The organism is Variovorax sp. KBW07 (assembly GCF_003852515.1).
GTDB lineage: Bacteria > Pseudomonadota > Gammaproteobacteria > Burkholderiales > Burkholderiaceae_C > Variovorax.
This window is the reverse complement of sequence record NZ_QAJK01000093.1, coordinates 1-17,089: the sequence shown is the minus strand read 5'-3', so window position 1 is coordinate 17,089 and position 17,089 is coordinate 1. Positions and strand designations below refer to the sequence as shown.

15 protein-coding genes are annotated in these 17,089 nt (G+C 68.0%); 12 read left to right on the top strand and 3 right to left on the bottom strand.

All coding sequences use genetic code 11. The features are described from left to right. The first annotated feature begins 6 nt into the window (after window positions 1-6). The 4 genes from DBV14_RS19235 (at window position 7) to DBV14_RS19220 (ending at window position 5,048) form a co-directional block, all read left to right on the top strand. Entirely contained in the window at window positions 7-720 is a 714-nt protein-coding gene (locus DBV14_RS19235; protein WP_185546067.1) for an ABC transporter ATP-binding protein, read from the top strand. Continuing rightward, on the top strand, window positions 717-1,979 hold the full coding sequence (locus DBV14_RS19230; protein ID WP_124461031.1) for an FtsX-like permease family protein: 1,263 nt from the start codon (window positions 717-719) through the stop codon (window positions 1,977-1,979). The genes DBV14_RS19235 and DBV14_RS19230 overlap by 4 nt, the downstream gene beginning before the upstream one ends. Before the next feature lie 3 nt (window positions 1,980-1,982). Then, on the top strand, window positions 1,983-2,651 hold the full coding sequence (locus tag DBV14_RS19225; RefSeq protein WP_124461029.1) for a DUF3299 domain-containing protein: 669 nt from the start codon (window positions 1,983-1,985) through the stop codon (window positions 2,649-2,651). Between the two features lie 183 nt (window positions 2,652-2,834). Next, on the top strand, window positions 2,835-5,048 hold the full coding sequence (locus DBV14_RS19220) for a DUF3300 domain-containing protein (protein WP_124461027.1): 2,214 nt from the start codon (window positions 2,835-2,837) through the stop codon (window positions 5,046-5,048). Window positions 5,049-5,067: 19 nt separating this feature from the next. On the opposite strand, the gene DBV14_RS19215 is transcribed toward DBV14_RS19220, so the two are convergent. After that, window positions 5,068-5,985: an NAD(P)H-binding protein gene (locus tag DBV14_RS19215; RefSeq protein WP_185546065.1), complete on the bottom strand. Its 918-nt coding sequence runs from the start codon at window positions 5,983-5,985 to the stop codon at window positions 5,068-5,070. Window positions 5,986-6,022: 37 nt separating this feature from the next. Between DBV14_RS19215 and DBV14_RS19210 the strand changes: the two genes are divergently transcribed. Then, entirely contained in the window at window positions 6,023-6,379 is a 357-nt protein-coding gene (locus tag DBV14_RS19210) for a hypothetical protein (protein WP_185546064.1), read from the top strand. Window positions 6,380-6,382: 3 nt separating this feature from the next. Here DBV14_RS19210 and DBV14_RS19205 read toward each other — a convergent pair whose 3' ends face one another. Continuing rightward, window positions 6,383-7,654: a glutamate carboxypeptidase gene (locus tag DBV14_RS19205; protein WP_124461021.1), complete on the bottom strand. Its 1,272-nt coding sequence runs from the start codon at window positions 7,652-7,654 to the stop codon at window positions 6,383-6,385. Window positions 7,655-7,749: 95 nt separating this feature from the next. Further along, complete coding sequence (locus tag DBV14_RS19200) at window positions 7,750-8,496, bottom strand: helix-turn-helix domain-containing protein (protein WP_260397127.1); 747 nt, start codon at window positions 8,494-8,496, stop codon at window positions 7,750-7,752. 216 nt (window positions 8,497-8,712) lie between these two features. Between DBV14_RS19200 and DBV14_RS19195 the strand changes: the two genes are divergently transcribed. The 7 genes from DBV14_RS19195 (at window position 8,713) to DBV14_RS19165 (ending at window position 17,025) form a co-directional block, all read left to right on the top strand. Then, window positions 8,713-9,873 carry an FAD-binding oxidoreductase gene (locus DBV14_RS19195; RefSeq protein WP_124461020.1) on the top strand — a complete coding sequence of 387 codons (1,161 nt, stop codon included), beginning with the start codon at window positions 8,713-8,715 and terminating at the stop codon, window positions 9,871-9,873. A gap of 77 nt (window positions 9,874-9,950) precedes the next feature. Then, the gene (locus DBV14_RS19190) at window positions 9,951-11,402 is read left to right on the top strand and encodes a M81 family metallopeptidase (RefSeq protein ID WP_124461019.1); all 1,452 of its coding nucleotides are present in this window, start codon (window positions 9,951-9,953) and stop codon (window positions 11,400-11,402) included. A gap of 38 nt (window positions 11,403-11,440) precedes the next feature. Next, window positions 11,441-13,021, top strand: a complete 1,581-nt coding sequence (locus DBV14_RS19185; RefSeq protein ID WP_124461018.1) for an ABC transporter substrate-binding protein — start codon at window positions 11,441-11,443, stop codon at window positions 13,019-13,021. A gap of 30 nt (window positions 13,022-13,051) precedes the next feature. Continuing rightward, window positions 13,052-13,987, top strand: a complete 936-nt coding sequence (locus DBV14_RS19180) for an ABC transporter permease (RefSeq protein ID WP_124461016.1) — start codon at window positions 13,052-13,054, stop codon at window positions 13,985-13,987. Between the two features lie 38 nt (window positions 13,988-14,025). Beyond that, window positions 14,026-14,946: an ABC transporter permease gene (locus tag DBV14_RS19175; protein WP_260397126.1), complete on the top strand. Its 921-nt coding sequence runs from the start codon at window positions 14,026-14,028 to the stop codon at window positions 14,944-14,946. 10 nt (window positions 14,947-14,956) lie between these two features. Beyond that, window positions 14,957-16,006, top strand: a complete 1,050-nt coding sequence (locus DBV14_RS19170; RefSeq protein ID WP_124461014.1) for an ABC transporter ATP-binding protein — start codon at window positions 14,957-14,959, stop codon at window positions 16,004-16,006. Then, window positions 16,003-17,025 carry an ABC transporter ATP-binding protein gene (locus tag DBV14_RS19165; protein ID WP_124461012.1) on the top strand — a complete coding sequence of 341 codons (1,023 nt, stop codon included), beginning with the start codon at window positions 16,003-16,005 and terminating at the stop codon, window positions 17,023-17,025. The genes DBV14_RS19170 and DBV14_RS19165 overlap by 4 nt, the downstream gene beginning before the upstream one ends. Window positions 17,026-17,089 lie beyond the last annotated feature (64 nt).

Here is a 17,089-nt window from a genome sequence, read left to right as displayed (position 1 = left end):
TCGCCCTTGCGCGTCGTGCTCGCCGCCGAAGCACTTCGCTTCTCGTGGCCGGGCGTCAAGACGCCGTGCATCGACATCGAGGCCTTTCGCATCACCGCCGGCGAATCGGTGTTCTTGCATGGGCCCAGCGGCTGCGGCAAGAGCACGCTGCTGTCGCTGCTGGCCGGCGTGCTGGTGGCCGACGAAGGCCGCGTCACGCTGCTGGGGCACGACTGGTCGAAGCTCTCGGGCGCCGCGCGCGACCGCAGCCGCGTGGCGCACGTGGGCTACATCTTCCAGCAGTTCAACCTGCTGCCGTACCTGAGCGTGCTCGACAACGTGCTGCTGCCCTGCCGCTTCTCGGCACGGCGCGAAGCACAGGCCGCACGCAACGGCAGCTCTCGCGAAGAAGCCGAGCACCTGCTCGACCAGATGGGCCTGGACCGCAACCTCTGGAAGCGCCAGGCGCTGCAGCTCTCGGTCGGCCAGCAGCAGCGCGTGGCCGCCGCGCGCGCGCTCATCGGCCAGCCCGAGGTGGTGATTGCCGACGAGCCCACGTCCGCGCTCGACGAAGACCGGCGCGAAGCCTTTCTCGATGTGCTGCTGACCGCCTGCGCCGTGAACCACAGCGCGCTGGTGTTCGTGAGCCACGACCAGCGCATCGCCCAGCGCTTTGCTCGGCATGTGCTGCTGCCGGAGATCAACCGCGCCGCATCCAGCGCGATGGCGGTGGATGCATGAGAGCCCTTTTTTCCATTGCATGGCGCAGCGCCTGGAACCGGCGCTTCACGCTCGCGCTCACCGTGTTCTCGATCGCGCTGTCGACCTTCCTGCTGCTCGGCGTCGAGCGCATCCGCACCGAGCTGCGCGAGAACTTCGCGTCGTCCGTCTCGGGCACCGACCTGATCGTCGGCGCGCGCACCGGCTCCACGCAGCTGCTGCTGTACTCGGTGTTCCGCATCGGCGCGGCCACCAACAACATCTCGTGGAAGAGCGTGCAGGCGCTCGGCGCGCACCCCGGCGTCGACTGGGTCGTGCCGCTGTCGCTGGGCGACTCGCACCGGGGCTTTGCCGTGCTGGCCACCTCGCCCGAATACTTCACGCGCTTTCGCTATGGCGACAAGCAGCTGCTGAAGCTGCGCGAAGGCAAGCCCTTCAGCGAACTCTTCGATGCGGTGGTGGGCGCCGAGGTGGCCGACAAGCTCGGCTACCACGTGGGCCAGAAGATCACGCTGGCCCACGGCAGCGGCGAGCTCAACGTGGCCGAGCATGCCGACAAGCCCTTCACCGTGGTCGGCGTGCTCGCGCGCACCGGCACGCCGGTCGACCGCACGGTGCACATCGGCCTGGCGGCCATGGAAGCCATTCACCTCGAATGGGTCGGCGGCGCGCCGATGCCGGGCGTGAAGATTCCCGCCGAGCAGGTGCGCAAGTTCGACCTCACGCCCAAGAATGTGACGGCCGCGCTGGTGGGCCTGAAGAACCGCGCCGCCGTGTTCGGCGTGCAGCGCTGGATTTCGACCTACACCGGCGAGCCGCTCATGGCCATCCTGCCCGGCGTGGCGCTCGACGAACTGTGGAGCGTGATCGGCATCGGCGAAAACGCACTGCTGTTGATGTCGGCGCTGGTGGCGCTGGTCAGCCTCGCGGGGCTGGTGTCGGTCGTCATGGCCGGCCTGAACGAGCGCCGCCGCGAACTGGCCGTGCTGCGCGCGGTGGGCGCGGGCCTGCGCCACGTGCTGGCGCTGCTGGCGCTCGAAGGCGCCATGGTCACCGTGCTCGGCGTGGCCTTCGGCGTGGTCATGGCGGTGCTGGGCATCGCCCTGCTCTCGCCATGGCTGCAGGCGCAGTTCGGGCTGACACTGAGCCTTTCCGAACCTACACTGAACGAATGGCTGCTGATGGCGAGCCTGCTGGTCGCGGGCTGGCTGGCCAGCCTCTTGCCCGGCATCCGTGCCTACCGACTCTCCCTGGCGGACGGCCTCTCTCCGAGGATTTGAACCATGCGCATCGCAAAGAAAACTTCTTCTTCCTCCTCTTGCTCTTTTTCCGCGCCCCGGGCTTTCAGCCGCCTTTCGATGCTGCTCGCCGGCGCCGGTCTTGCGGCTGCCGCATTGGGCGCCTGGGCCGCGGAACCCGCGCCGAAAGACACGACCGCATCGAACCCGCTGGGCGGCAAGTCCGCACCCGCAGCGGCTAAGGCCACGCCGGGCCAGCCGCGCCAGATCACGTGGGAAGAACTGGTGCCCAAGGACTGGGACCCGGCCAAGGAATTCAAGGGCATGGACCTCAGCGCGCTCGACGACGGCGACCCGCGTGCCAACGAGCTGCTCATGAAGATGCAGGAGGTGTCGAACAACGCGCCGACCAATCCCGCGATGAACGGCACCGAAGTCAAGATTCCGGGCTTCATCGTGCCGCTCGAGGAAGCCAAGGGCGAGATCACCGAGTTCCTGCTGGTGCCCTACTTCGGCGCCTGCATCCACACGCCGCCGCCGCCGGCCAACCAGATCCTGCACGTGGTGGCGCAAAAGGGCGCCAAGTTCCGCGCCATGGACACCGTGTGGGTCACCGGCAAGCTGCAGACGCTGCGCAACGATTCCATGATGGGCGTCAGCGGCTACCACGTGAGCGCCACCAGCGTCACAAAGTACTCGGGCGGCTCCAAGTAGTACCTGGGTTCGGCACCGGGTCGGCGCCCGGGTTCGCAAGGGCTGTGGTTCTGCGCCGACAGGGTTGACGGCGCACCGCCGACACACGCCGTTGCATCCGCGACGCAGGCTTTGTCATCGCTTGTTGCGGCGTTCCGTTGAAAGAGTTCCGGGCACGACGCCGGCGCCTTCATGGAACTTCAGATGACACCCCTCCATCGCCCCACGGTCCCGCGGCTGCTGACGATCTCGCTGTGCATCGGCGCCATCGCCTTCGCACTCCCGGGTTGCGACGACAAGACCAAGCCCCCCACGCCTGCAGCCGCCGCCTCTGCCGAGGCCGATCCCGCGCTGTCGATTCCGCCGCCTTCGGTGCCGCAGGCACCCGCGGCCCCGACCCCGGTGGCCTACACGCCGCCATCGGCCGAACAGCTCTACCAACTGGTGGCGCCCATCGCGCTGTACCCCGACAAGCTGGTGGCGCAAATCCTGGCCGGCGCCACCTACCCCGAGCAGATCACCGCCGCCCACGAGTGGCTGGGCCAGAACCGCTCGCTCAAGGCCGGCCCGCTCGCCGACGCCGCCAACCAGCAGCCATGGGACCCGAGCGTGAAGTCGCTCACCGCCTTCCGCAGCGTGCTCGACCAGATGGCCGGCAACGCGCCGTGGACCGAAGCACTCGGCAAGGCCTACTACAACGACCCGGCCGATGTGATGAACGCGATCCAGGTCATGCGCCAGCGGGCGGCAAAGGCGGGACGCCTCAAGAACAACGACAAGCTGCGCGTGGCCAGCGCGGCAACGCCGCAAGGCTACGCGCCCGCGCCGGACATGCAGCCGATGTATGCAGGCCCTGCCATGATCGAGCCGCCGCCGCAGCTGATCACCATCGAGCCGGTTCAGCCCGACGTGGTGTACGTGCCCAGCTACGACCCGCAGGTGATCTACGGCGTGTCCGAGCCCATCTACCCCGGCTACGCCTATGCGCCGCCCGTCGAGGTGGCACCGGGCTACAGCCGCGGCCAGGTCGCGGCGGCGGGTGCGCTGGCCTTCGGGGCCGGAGTGATCGTGGGTGCCGCACTGGAGCGGCACGATTGGGGCTGGCATTCGTGGAACATGAACTGGGGCGCACCGCGCGGGCGCGACCGCGACCGCAGGCCCGACCTGCAGCCGGCGTATGCACGGCCGGCCGTGGTCTACAACAACAGCACCTACATCTCGCGCTCGACCACCGTGGTCAACAACGTGAACAACGTGCGCAATGTCTACAGCAACAATGGCGGGCCACGCGGGATCCTGCCGCCGGGAGCGCCGCCCAACTTCGCGGCGGGGCCGGCGTTTGCGCAGCAACAGCAGGCGCAACAGCAGCAACAACAGGCCTTGCTGGCGCAGCAGCAGATGCAGCAGCGGCAGCAACAACAGCAGCAGGCGGTGCTCACGGAGCAACAGCGGCAGCAACAGGCCCGTCAGCAGCAGGCAATGCTGCAACAGCAGGCCCAGCAACAAGCGCAGCAACGCGCGCAGCAGCAGGCCGAACAGTCGCGCATTCAGCAACAGCAGGCCAGGGAGCAGCAACAGCAAGCGCGGCAGGCCCGGTTCCAGCAGCAGCAACCGCCACAACAAGCGCAGCCACAACAACAGCAGCAGGAACAGTTGCGCCGGCAGCAAGCGCAGCAACAGGCGCTGCTGGCTCAGCAGCAGCAACAACCGCACCGCGGTGGCAATGACAACCCGCAGGCACAGCAGCAGCAAGTGCTGCAGCAACAGCAACAGCAACAACGACAGCAGCAGGCTCTGCACGACCAGCAGCAGCGGCAGCAACAACAGGCCCAGCAGGAGCAGTCAAGACGCCAGCAGGCGCAGCAGCAACAACTGGCGCAACAACAAGCGCGCGCGCAGCAACAGACCCAGCTGCAGCAGCAACAGGTCCAGCGCATGCAAGCACAGCAGCAACAGCAGGCACAGAACCAGGCGCGTGAACAACAACAAGCCCAGCTGGCGCAGCAACAGGCGATGCGCCAACAGCAGCAAGCCCAACAGCAGCAACAACAGATCCAGCGCCAGCAAGCGCAGCAGCAGCAGCAGCAGCAACAGCAGTTGCAGGCACAGGCGCAGGCACAGAACCAGGCACGCCAGCAACAGCAAGCCCAGCAGGCTCAGCAGCAGGCAGCGGCTGCGCGGCAACAACAGCAGCAGGCAATGCAGCAGCAGCGCCAGGCGCAACAACAGCAGATGCAGCAACAGCAGGCACAACAGCAAGCGCGCGCGCAGCAGCAAGCCCAACAGCAGCAACAACAGGCGCAGGCACGGCAGCAACAGCAGCAGGCCCAGGCCCAGCACCAGCAGCGCGCGGATGCGGCGGCAGCCCGGCATCCGCCGGGCCGTCCCGGCGACCCGAATCAGCCGCGCCAGCAATGACGCGGCCGGTGCCGTCGGGTCAGCTGGCCGTCGCAGCCACTGCGGCGGCAGAGGGCGGCGCGACGATCACAGCGCGATGCGCCAGCAGGAACGCGCGCATGTCCATCGGCTCGCACGGCGGCAAGGCCCCCAGCAGCGCGCGCAGATCGCTCTCACGCACTTCCATCTCGCCCTTCGCCATGCCGCGGTCGATGCCCGCGAAAACGCGCGCCATGCCGGCTGAAGCACCGCATCCGGTCCACGCGGCCTCAAGCTGATCGGGCGCCGTTTCCACCGCCTCGATTCGCACACCGAGCACCTCCGACGCCAACGCCGCAAGCGTGTGCGCATCGAGCGCTTCCTCGCCCGCGATCGACAGCACGCGGCGCCCTTCGAAACCATCGGCCAGCGCGGCCGCCGCAGCCGCCGCGCAATCGCTGCGTGCCACGTACGTCATGCGACCACGTCCCGGCGCACAAGGCAGCCGATGGCTGCGGCACGCCAGCGGCAAGGTCGCAAGCAGCAACTCCGCATAGAAGGCATTGCGCAAGACGCTGAAGCCGCCCGGCCCTTCGCGCAGCAGTTGCTCGGTGGCCGCATGGTCGGCCGCGATGGGCCCGGGCTGCGCCGCACCCGCCGTGGCAAACGAGGTGTAGACCACGTGTTGCACACCGCAGCGCCGTGCCGCCTCGATGGCGTTGCGATGCTGCGTGACGCGGCGCGGCGGCGCATCGACCGTGTTGGTGCTCACCAGCAGCATGCGCGACGCGCCCTCGAAAGCGCTGGCCAGCGAATCGGGTTGATCGAAGTCCGCAAAGCGCACCGAGACGCCGCTTGCCGCCAGGTCGGCCAGCCGGTCCGGGTGGCGCGTGGTGGCGATCAGCGGCACATCGGGCCGATGCTGCTGCAGCAGCGCGATCGCCTGGCGGGCCAGTGCGCCCGAGGCGCCACTGACCAACAGCGCACCACCAGCGGGAACGGAGGGACCCGAGGAAATGGAAGAAGCGGAAGAAGCGGAAGAAGCGGAAGAAATGGCAGAAATGGAGGGAGTCAAATTCATGAGAAAAGTCTTTCGTGTTCCGGGGCGCGGCTCGCGCCCCTTCGGCTTTCAGCTGCGCGCCGACGGGCACGCAAGCGAACAGGTACGCACCGCCTGCGTGAAGCAGGCGGCGTCGAACCGGAAGAGGGGAAGCGATGAAACCGGAAGCCGCGCCGCAAGCCTCAAGGCTCGGGCACGTGCTCCGGAGAATCAGCGAAAGACAATGCGCATGGGGCCGATGATGACCAGCGCCATGGAGCGCGTCAAGCGCCCCATTCCTGCAGCAACCGCGGCCGCGACTGCGGCAGCGTGACGATCAGTTCTTGCCGATCTCGGTCAGCAGGCGCGTGACGAGGTAGATGCGCGGCACGATCGAATCGACCTCGATGTATTCGTCGCGTGCGTGGTAGCCGAAGCCCGCGAGGCCGAAGCTCTCGACCACCGTGGCCTTGCCCGAGCGGCCCGCGTAGCCCGCGTCGGTGCCGCCGCCGGTCATGGGCGTCAGCGCGAGTTCGCGGTCGATTTCCTTGTAGATGGCCTGGGCCTTCTGGGCCAGCGCGAGGCCCTTCGCGCCTGCGATGAAGGCCGGGCGGCCCACCTCGACCTTCACCGTCGTCTCCGTGTCGGGAATCAGCTTGCCACTGGCAATCTTGGCTTGCAGCACTTCGTTGAGCTTCTTCTCCGCGCCCGGCTGCGTGATGCGGATGTCGCCCAGCGCCTGGGCCTTCTCGGTGATCTGGTTGATCGGGCCGGTGGCGCGCGCCACGGTCCAGTTGAGCGTCACGCCGGGAATGTCTTTCGCGAGGTCCTTGGTCTGCAGCATCTGGTACGACAGCTCGTACAGCGCGTTGCGGCCCAGTTCGGGTGCGGCACCGGCATGCGCCGCGCGGCCTTTCACTTCCATCGTGGCCTGCGCGATGCCGGCCGCGCCGAGCAGCAGCGACTCGCCCTTGGCGACCGACTTGGCCGCCGTGGGCTCGAACGACAGCACGGTGTCGTGCAGGTCGGCCGTGGTGGCGATGAGTTCGCCCGAACCGACCGAGCCCACTTCCTCGTCGGGGTTCATGAGCACGGTGAGCGTGTCGTAGTCGCGCCAGCCGGCATCGGCCAGGATCTTCAGCGACGCCATCATCACGGCCAGGCCGCCCTTGTCGTCGGCGATGCCGGGGCCGTAGATGCGGTTGCCGTCGACCTTGTACGGCTGGCTGTTCAGAATGCCCGGCGCATACACCGTGTCCATGTGGCCCTGCAGCATGATCTTGCGCTTGCCCGTGCCCTTGAGCGTGCCGATGACGATGTCGGCGCCCGCACCGGCCGAAGCCTTGCGGCGTTCGGTCTTGAAGCCCGCGGCCTTCAGGCGCCCTTCCACCACGTCGGCCATCTTCATCAGGCCGTCGACATTCAAGCTGCCCGACTCGATGAGCACCATTTCCTTGAGGTTGTCGATGACGGCGGGCTGCGCCTTCTCGGCGGCGGCGAGCAGCTTGGCATCGGGCGCGGCCTGGGCGGCGCCGGCGGCGCCCAGGGCGAGGCCGCAAGCCAGTGCGACGGAACGAAGGCTGAAGAAGGTCGAGGAGCGCATTGTCATGATGGTTCTTGTCTCGTAGTGAATGGCGGGCCACAGCATAGCGAGCCGCCGGGTAATACCGAGCAAATCGGCGACAGCTTGCGTGTCGCCCTCCTTCAGCCCTTGCGGCTGCGTACCGTCTTCTGTGCGGGCACGGCCTTGGTGGCCTTGGCGGTCTTCACGGTCCCAGCAGCCTTGCCCACCGGCTTCATCGCCGGCGCCTCGCGCGCCGACTTCATATGCCCGCTCTCGCCCGAGGTGACGCCGACGATCTTCGCGAGCTGCCGGCTCACGCTCACATAGGCGTGGCCGATGCTGCTGTCGTAGTACAGCGAATCGCCACGCGCCAGGTGCACCACTTCGCCGGTGTCGAAGTGCACATCGATCTCGCCCGACAACACATAAGCGAACTCTTCGCCCGGATGCCTTGCGAAGTCTTCCGGCCCGTTGATGCGGCGCGCATGCACCGTGCCGACGACGGGGCTCATCTGCTTGCCGGCCGCCGTGGTGCCCAGGAACTCATAGGCGAACGAGAGCCCGCGGTAGACCACGCCCTTGCCCGCGCGCGTGATCACCGGCCCGTCGAACTGCGCGGGCTTGACGCCCGCGCCCGCGAACATCGCGTTCATGTCCATCTCGAGCGCGCGGCCCAGCGAGGCGAAGTTCTCGTAGCCCAGCGCGAGCTGGCCGCGCTCGGCGCGCGAGATGGTGGTGATCGACACGCCCGACCGTTCGGCCAGTTGCGCAAGCGTCCAGCCGAAACGCTTGCGCGCGGTGCGCAGCCGATGGCCGAAAGTGGTGCGGTCCAGAGTTGGCGGCTCTTCCTTCTTCGCCCCCGCCTTGGTCCCTGTGTGTGGAGTCACGCTTGGCCTTCTCTTTGTAGTGCCCTGCAATTCTGCCAGTCCGGCGCTGGGCCATCCATGCGGCCATGCACATCGCGGTGCACGGCGCAGGCCCGGAATTTGCGCATGCGCAAATTGCGTCAACGCAAATTCTGCCAGTCATTCATCCCATGGTTTCCCCTTGGTAGGCCTTATTTAATTTGCGTATCCGCAAATTTATTTCTACACTTTTCGCCGATGACCTCCAACACAACAACACCCATCGCGGCCGACTACCTGGTGATTGGCGGCGGCATTGCCGGGGCTTCGGTGGCCCACTGGCTCGCGCCGCATGCCCGCGTGATCCTTCTCGAGCGCGAAGCCCAGCCGGGCTATCACTCCACCGGCCGTTCGGCCGCCCTGTTCATGGAAAGCTACGGCACGCCGCAGGTGCGCGCCCTCACCATGGCCAGCCGTGCCTTCTTGGACCACCCGCCCGAAGGCTTCTCGGAGCACCCGCTGCTCACGCCGCGCGGCGCGCTGATGGTCGCGGGCGAAGAGCACATGGCCGAGCTCGAAGCCCACTGGGACGTGCTGCGCGCCATGGACACCGGCGCCGAGCGCCTGAGCGGCGAGCAGGCGCGCGAGATGGTGCCTGCCTTGCGCCCCGAGCAGGTGGCCGGCGCCGTGTACGAACCCGACGCTGCCGACATGGACGTGCACGCCATCCACCAGGGCTACCTGCGCGGCATGCGGCAGGCCGGCGGCAAGCTGGTGTGCGACGCCGAAGTGACGGCCATCGAACGCGTGGGCGAGCGCTGGCGCGTGACGGCCGGCGGCAACGTCTACGAAGCACCGGTGGTGCTCAACGCGGCCGGCGCGTGGGTCGACACCATCGCGAAACTGGCCGGCGTGGCGCCCATCGGCATCGAGCCGCGCCGGCGCTCGGCCTTCATCTTCGCGCCGCCCGAGGGCGAGAACGTGGCGCACTGGCCCATGGTCTTCGGCGCCGACGAAGGCTGGTACATCAAGCCCGACGCGGGCATGCTGCTGGGCTCGCCGGCCAATGCCGACCCGGTCGATCCGCAGGACGTGCAGCCCGAAGAGCTGGACATCGCCTTCGCCATCCACCGCATCGAAGAAGCCACCACGCTCACCATCCGCCGCCCCACGCGCACCTGGGCCGGCCTTCGCTCCTTCGTGTCCGACGGCGACCTGGTCGGCGGCTTCGCGCCCGACGCACCCGGCTTCTTCTGGGTCGCGGCGCAAGGCGGCTACGGTATCCAGACCTCGGCGGCCATGGGCGAAGCCTGCGCCGCGCTGGCACGCGGCCTGCCGCTGCCGGAGCGCATTGCAGCCTTCGGCCTGACGGTCGAGATGCTCGGCCCGCAGCGGCTGCGCGCGGCCAACGCCAGCTGATCCGCGAACCGCAATCTGCGATCTGCAATCCGCGACCGGCCTTCCCGAACAACAACTCCACCTCACGAGAAACCACCATGCGTGTCTTCAGTGCCTCCCTTGCGACCGAAACCAACACCTTCGGCCCGATGCCGACCGGCCTCGCCTCCTTCAAGGACCGCGGCTACTTTCCCGCCGGCCAGCATCCCGATGCGCTGACGATCTACTCGGGCCCGCTGTGGGCGGCGCGCATCCGCGGCGCCGAAAAGGGCTGGACGCTGCTCGAAGGCATGGTGGCGGGCGCGCAGCCCAGCGGCATCACCACGCGCCACGCCTACGAAACGCTGCGCGACGAAATGCTGAACGACCTGCGCGCCGCACTGCCGGTGGACATGGTGCTGCTCGGCCTGCACGGCGCCATGGTGGCCGACGGCTACGACGACTGCGAAGGCGACATGCTGGTGCGCGTGCGGGAGATCGTCGGGCCCGACGTCATCGTCGGCGCCGAGCTCGACCCGCACAACCACCTCACGTCCGCCATGGTGGACAACGCCAACGTGATGGTCTCCTTCAAGGAGTACCCGCACACCGACGTGCTCGAACGCGGGCTGGAGCTGGTCGACATCTGCGCCGCGGCGGTCGAGGGCAAGGTCAGGCCGGTGGCCGCGATGGTCGACTGCGACATCATCGTCACCGTGCACACCTCGCGCGAGCCGGCGCGCAGCTTCGTCGAGCGCATGCAGGCGCTCGAAGGCAAAGACGGCGTGCTCTCGGTCTCGCTCACGCACGGCTTCTCGTGGGGCGACGTGCCCGAGATGGGCACCAAGGTGCTGGTGTACACCGACGGCGACCAGGCCAAGGCAAACGCGCTGGCGCGCCAGCTGGCCGACGAAGTCATCGCCATGCGCGACGGCCTTACCGTCAACTACCCCAGCATCGACGACTCGCTCGACGAGGCCCTGGCCTTCGGCGGCGGCCCGGTGGTGCTGGCCGATGGTGCCGACAACCCCGGCGGCGGCGCGGCAAGCGACTCCACCTTCATCCTGCGCCGCATGCTGGAGCGCGGCATCACCAACGCTGCAGTGGGCCCGATGTGGGACCCGATTGCCGTGCGCATCGCTTTCGATGCCGGCGTGGGCGCCAAGCTGGCGATGCGCATCGGCGGCAAGATCAGCCCGCTCTCGGGCGATCCGCTGGACGTCGAATGCACGGTAAAGGCGCTGCAGCACGACCTGGTGATGACGGGCCTGTCGAACACGCCCACGGCCATGGGCGACTGCGCGCTGGTCGAGGTCGATGGCATCGACATCGTGCTGATCACGCGGCGCAACCAGGCCATGGGCACCGACCTGTTCACGCAGCTGGGCTGCGACCTGGCCGCGAAGAAGATCGTGGTCGTCAAGTCGTCGCAGCATTTCTATGCGTCGTACTCCAAGGTGGCCAAGCACGTCATCTATGCGGGGGCGCCCGGCGCCGTGACGCTCGACCTCACGACGCTGCCGTACCGCAAGGCCCGCCTGCCCAAGTGGCCCATCGGCGTCGCCGCCTGACCCCCCTCTTCTTTCGCTACCCCACCGGAGAACCGACGATGAAACGACGCACGCTTGCCGCCCTGGCCGCACTGGCTTTTTCCGCCGCGAGCCTTCCCGCGCTCGCCCAGACGCCGCCCGTCAAGACGCTGAAGATGGTCGCGCACGCCGACCTGAAGATCCTCGACCCGACCTTCACCACCGCGTACATCTCGCGCAACTTCGGCTACATGGTCTACGACACCCTGTTCGCGCAGGACTCGACCGGCAAGCCGCAACCGCAGATGGTCGAGAAGTACACGGCCTCCAAAGACAGCAAGCAGTGGAGCTTCACGCTGCGCCCCGGCCTGAAGTTTTCCGACGGCAGCCCCGTCACCTCGGCCGACGCCATCGCGTCGCTGCAGCGCTGGGCCGCGCGAGACAGCCTGGGCCGTGCCATGGTGGCCAGCGGCGCCGAATGGAAGGCCGTCGATGCGCGCAACTTCACGCTCACCATGGCCGAGCCCTTCGGCATGGTGCTCGACGCGCTGGCCAAGCCCTCGGGCTTTCCGCCGGTCATCCTGCCGGAGCGGCTGGCCAAGATGCCGGCCACCGCGCCGCTGCCCGAAGTGCTGGGCTCCGGCCCCTTCATCTTCAAGCGCGACGAATGGGTGCCGGGCAACAAGACGGTGTTCGTGCGCAACCCCAACTACGTGCCGCGCAGCGAACCCGCCAACGGCCTGGCCGGCAACAAGAAGAGCAACTTCGACCGCGTCGAATGGCTCTACCTGCCCGACGCCAACAGCGCCATCTCGGCGCTCAAGCGCGGCGAGGTCGACCTCATCGAGCAACTACCGCCCGACTACATCGTGCCGCTGCGCACCGACGCCAGCCTGAAGGTCGGCGCCTTCGGCACCTACCAGGGCTTCCTGGTCATGAACCAGCTGCACCCGCCCTTCGACAACCCGAAGGTGCGCCAGGCGCTGCTGCAGGCCGTGAACCAGGAACGCTTCATGGCGGCCATGGGCTTCCCGCTGGACATGCGCATGGCCTATTGCGCCACCTGGTTCATCTGCGGCAGCCCCAACGACACGTCGGCCGGCGCCGAGCCGTACCGCAAGTCCGACGTGGCCAAGGCCAAGCAGATGCTCGCGGCCTCGGGCTACAAAGGCGAGAAGGTGGTGCTGATGGTGCCGAGCGACATCCCCGCGCTCAATGCCGAAGCGCTGATGGCCGCGCAGACCATGAAGAGCATCGGCCTGAACGTCGATGCCCAGACCATGGACTGGGCCTCCATCGGTGCGCGCCGCGCCAAGCGCGACGCGGCCGATGCCGGCGGCTGGAACATGTATGTCACCGTGGCTGGCGAGTTCGACGCCAACTCGCCCATTGCCAACGCCTACCTTGGCGCGGCCTGCGGCAACACCCTGCCCGGCTGGCCTTGCGACAAGAAGCTCGACGAACTGCGCACCGCGTGGCTGAAAGAAACCGTGCCCGCCAAGCGCAAGGAGCTGCTCGACGCCTTCCAGGCCCGTGCCTACGAGGCCGTGCCGTACATCAACTCGGGCCAGTACTCGGCGGCCTTTGCCGCGCGGGCCAACCTCAAGGGGCTGGACAAGCTCTGGGCCAGCCTGCCGACGGTCTGGATGCTCGACAGGTAAGGCGCACCGCGCACGCACGACCACATCGCCATGGGCTACATCCTTCGACGCTTTCTTTCCACGCTTCCCGTCATGGCGGTGGTGGCCGTGGTGGTGTTCCTGCTGATCCACCTGTCGCCGGGCGACCCGGCCGCGCTCATTGCCGGTGACCTCGCCAGCGGCGAGGACATCGAGAAGCTGCGCGCCACGCTGGGCCTGAACCAGCCGCTGTGGCAGCAGTTCGTGCTGTGGATCGGCAAGATCCTCACCGGCGACCTGGGCACATCGATCTTCACGCAGGTGCCGGTGGCGCAGCTGCTGGGGCAGCGGCTGGAGCCCACGGTGTCGATCGCCGTGCTCACCATGGCGATCACGCTGGTGGTGTCGGTGCCGCTGGGCACGCTCGCGGCCTACCGCGCGGGCAGCTGGATCGACCGGCTGGTGATGCTGTTCGCGGTGCTCGCCTTCTCGGTGCCGGTGTTCCTGGTGGGCTACCTGCTGGTGTACACCTTCGCGATCCAGTTGCCGTGGTTTCCGGTGCAGGGCTACGTGCACTTTGCCGACGGACCGGGCGAATGGCTGCGTTCGCTGGTGCTGCCCTGCGTGAACCTGGCGCTGGTGTACATCGCGCTGGTGACCCGCATGACGCGCGCCACCGTGCTCGAAGTGCTGCACGAAGACTACATCCGCACCGCGCGTGCCAAGGGCCTGGGCGTACTGCCGGTGCTGGGCCATGCGCTGCGCAATGCGGCCATTCCCATCGCCACCACCATCGGCGCGGGCATCGCGCTGCTGATCGGCGGCGTGGTCGTTACCGAGACGGTGTTCGCCATTCCCGGCGTGGGCCGCCTGGTGATCGATTCGGTGCAGCGGCACGACTACCCGGTGATCCAGAGCGTGCTGCTGCTGTCCGCCGGCGTGTACGTGCTGATCAACTTGCTGATCGACCTGAGCTACCGCCTGTTCGACCCGCGCATCCAGTACTAGTACTGGCCATAAAAAGAACGAACGAGCCCCACGACGCCATGTCCACTGCCCTGCCCATGCGCCAGGCCGATGCACCGGTGCCCAACAGCACCGCTGCCCTCGCCCCCGCCGACGACGCCCCCTTCGTGCCGCCGCGCTTTCGCTGGCTGCGCAAGCACCCGACGCTGATCATCGGCGCACTGCTGCTGATCGCGGTGGCGGTGCTGTCCCTTGCCGCCCCGTGGATCGCCACGCACGATCCGCAAGACATCGACCCGCTCGCGCGCATGCAGCCGCCGTCGGCCGAGCACTGGTTCGGCACCGACGCGCTGGGCCGCGACGTGTTCAGCCGTGCCGTGTGGGGCGGCCGCGTATCGATGATCGTCGGCGCCTCGGTCGCGGTGCTGGCCACCTTCTTCGGCATCGTGCTGGGGCTGGTGTCGGGCTTCGTGCGCTGGGCCGACGGGCCGATCATGCGGGTGATGGACGGGGTGATGGCCATCCCCGGCATCCTGCTGGCCATTGCGCTGATGGCCGTGACGCGCGCCAGCCTGACGACGGTGATCATCGCCATCACGGTGCCCGAGATTCCACGCGTGGTGCGGCTGGTGCGTTCGCTGGCGCTGACCTTGCGCGAGCAGCTGTTCGTCGAGGCCGCGCATGCGGTGGGCACGCGGCTGCCGACCATCCTGCTGCGCCACGTGCTGCCGAACATCGTGGCCCCGCTGATCGTTCAGTCGACCTTCGTGGCGGCTGCCGCGGTGCTGACCGAAGCCGCACTGTCTTTCCTTGGCGTGGGCGTGCCCGCGCAGACGCCGAGCTGGGGCAACATGATGGCCGAAGGCCGCAACTTCGTGACGGTGGCGTTCCACATCATCCTGTACCCGGGCCTGCTGCTGGCGGCCACGGTGCTGGCGATCAACCTGCTCGGCGACGGCCTGCGCGATGCGCTCGACCCGCGCCTGGCACGGCAACTGTGAGCAAGGCGCCATGACGACCACCACCCCGATGTCCCACGCCACCCTCGCCCCCGGCGAGCCGCTGCTCGAAGTCGACAACCTGCGCACCCACTTCCACACGCTGGCCGGCGTGGTGCGCTCGGTCGACGGTGTTTCCTACACGGTGCGCGCGGGCCGCACGCTCGGCGTGGTCGGCGAATCCGGCTGCGGCAAGAGCGTGACCGCGCTGTCGATCCTGCGGCTGGTGCCCACGCCACCCGGCCACCACATGGGCGCCGTGCGGTTGCGCGGCACCGACCTGATGCAGCTGAGCGAACGCGAGATGCGGCAGATTCGCGGCAACCGCATCTCGATGATCTTCCAGGAGCCGATGACCTCGCTGAACCCGGTGCTCACCGTGGGCCGGCAGATCGCGGAGACGGTGCAGCTGCACCAGAAGGCCAGCCGCGCCGACGCGCTGAAGCGTGCCGTCGAGATGCTGCGCGTGGTGCAGATTCCCGAGCCCGAGCGCCGCGTGAACGAGTACCCGCACCAGCTGTCGGGTGGCATGCGCCAGCGCGTGATGATTGCGCTGGCCCTGGCCTGCAACCCCGAGGTGCTGATTGCCGACGAGCCCACCACCGCGCTCGACGTGACCATCCAGGCGCAGATTCTCGATCTCATCAAGCGGCTGCAGAAAGAGCTGGGCATGGGCGTGGTGATGATCACGCACGACCTGGGCGTGGTGGCCGAGAGCTGCGACCGCGTCGTGGTCATGTATGCCGGCAAGAAGGTGGAAGAAGCCGACGTGATCGACCTGTTCGACCGGCCGCTGCATCCCTACACCCGCGCGCTGATGGCCTCGATGCCGGCGATGAACACCGTGAGCACGCGGCTCACCGAGATCCCGGGTCTGGTGCCGGCCGCGCACGAACTGGGCCGCGGCTGCGCCTTCGCGGCCCGCTGCAGCCATGCACGCGCCCGCTGCCGCGCCGAGACGCCGCAACTCACGCAGCAAGGCAACGACCACGTGGTGGCCTGCTTTGCGGTCGAAGAACAATGGGCTGACGTTGCCCGGAACAGCGCCGAGGTAATGGCATGACGGAAACCATCGCAGCAGCTTCAGTTGCAACTGCAGCAACAGCAGCCCCGCCGCTGCTCCAGGTGCGCAACCTGCGCAAGCACTACATCTCGCCGAAGCGCTGGCTGCGCCCGGCCAAGCCGGCGATACAGGCGGTCGACGGCGTGTCTTTCTCGGTGGCGCGCGGCGAAACGCTGTCGCTGGTCGGCGAGTCGGGCTGCGGCAAGACGACCACCGCGAAGTCGGTGATGCGGCTGGTGGAGCCGACCTCGGGCTCGGTCGAGCTCGAGGGCGAAGAGTTGCTGACGCTGTCGTCGCACGAGATGCGGCTGCGCCGGCGCCAGCTGCAGATCATTTTTCAGGACCCGTACGCGTCGCTGAACCCGCGCCTGACGGCCGGCGACATCGTGGCCGAGCCGCTGCGCAATTTCGACATGGGCGCGGCGGCCGAACGGCGCGAGCGCGTGCAGTGGCTGTTCGCCCGCGTCGGCCTGCGCCCGGAGGCCGCCAGGAAGTTTCCGCACGAGTTCTCGGGTGGCCAACGGCAACGATTGGGCATTGCGCGCGCACTGGCGCTGAACCCGAAGCTGATCGTGTGCGACGAGCCGGTGTCGGCACTCGACGTGTCGGTGCAGGCGCAGGTGGTCAACTTGCTGATGGACCTGCAGGCCGAGTTCGGCATCGCCTACCTGTTCGTGGCGCACGACCTGGCGGTGGTGCGACACATCAGCCATCGCGTGGCGGTGATGTACCTCGGACACATCGTGGAAATAGCCGACCGCGACACGCTGTTCTCCGCGCCCCTGCACCCCTACACGGAGATCCTGTTGTCGGCCGTGCCCGTGCCGAACCCACGCACGCCGGCACGTCGTCTGCTGTTGCAGGGCGATCCGCCGAGTCCTGCCAATCCACCGTCGGGGTGCCGCTTTCATACGCGTTGTCCGATGGCACAGGCTGTGTGCAAGGAACAGGTGCCCACGCTGAGCGAGCGGCCTTCGTCTGCCGGCGGTGGGCACTGGGTGGCTTGTCACTTCCGCTGAGATGGCTCGTTGCTCTTCTGTTCGTCGCGTCGTGTTTGACGTTTGCTGTTCAGGGCGCCGCCCA

Excerpts from the sequence above, each read along its gene's own strand:
- DBV14_RS19180 (WP_124461016.1), top strand. The coding sequence starts at position 13,052 with ATGGGCTACATCCTTCGACGCTTTCTTTCCACGCTTCCCGTCATGGCG.
- DBV14_RS19165 (WP_124461012.1), top strand. The coding sequence starts at position 16,003 with ATGACGGAAACCATCGCAGCAGCTTCAGTTGCAACTGCAGCAACAGCA.
- DBV14_RS19190 (WP_124461019.1), top strand. The coding sequence starts at position 9,951 with ATGCGTGTCTTCAGTGCCTCCCTTGCGACCGAAACCAACACCTTCGGC.
- DBV14_RS19205 (WP_124461021.1), bottom strand. The coding sequence starts at position 7,654 with ATGACAATGCGCTCCTCGACCTTCTTCAGCCTTCGTTCCGTCGCACTG.
- DBV14_RS19210 (WP_185546064.1), top strand. The coding sequence starts at position 6,023 with ATGGAAGAAGCGGAAGAAGCGGAAGAAGCGGAAGAAATGGCAGAAATG.
- DBV14_RS19185 (WP_124461018.1), top strand. The coding sequence starts at position 11,441 with ATGAAACGACGCACGCTTGCCGCCCTGGCCGCACTGGCTTTTTCCGCC.
- DBV14_RS19225 (WP_124461029.1), top strand. The coding sequence starts at position 1,983 with ATGCGCATCGCAAAGAAAACTTCTTCTTCCTCCTCTTGCTCTTTTTCC.
- DBV14_RS19220 (WP_124461027.1), top strand. The coding sequence starts at position 2,835 with ATGACACCCCTCCATCGCCCCACGGTCCCGCGGCTGCTGACGATCTCG.
- DBV14_RS19195 (WP_124461020.1), top strand. The coding sequence starts at position 8,713 with ATGACCTCCAACACAACAACACCCATCGCGGCCGACTACCTGGTGATT.
- DBV14_RS19175 (WP_260397126.1), top strand. The coding sequence starts at position 14,026 with ATGTCCACTGCCCTGCCCATGCGCCAGGCCGATGCACCGGTGCCCAAC.
- DBV14_RS19230 (WP_124461031.1), top strand. The coding sequence starts at position 717 with ATGAGAGCCCTTTTTTCCATTGCATGGCGCAGCGCCTGGAACCGGCGC.
- DBV14_RS19170 (WP_124461014.1), top strand. The coding sequence starts at position 14,957 with ATGACGACCACCACCCCGATGTCCCACGCCACCCTCGCCCCCGGCGAG.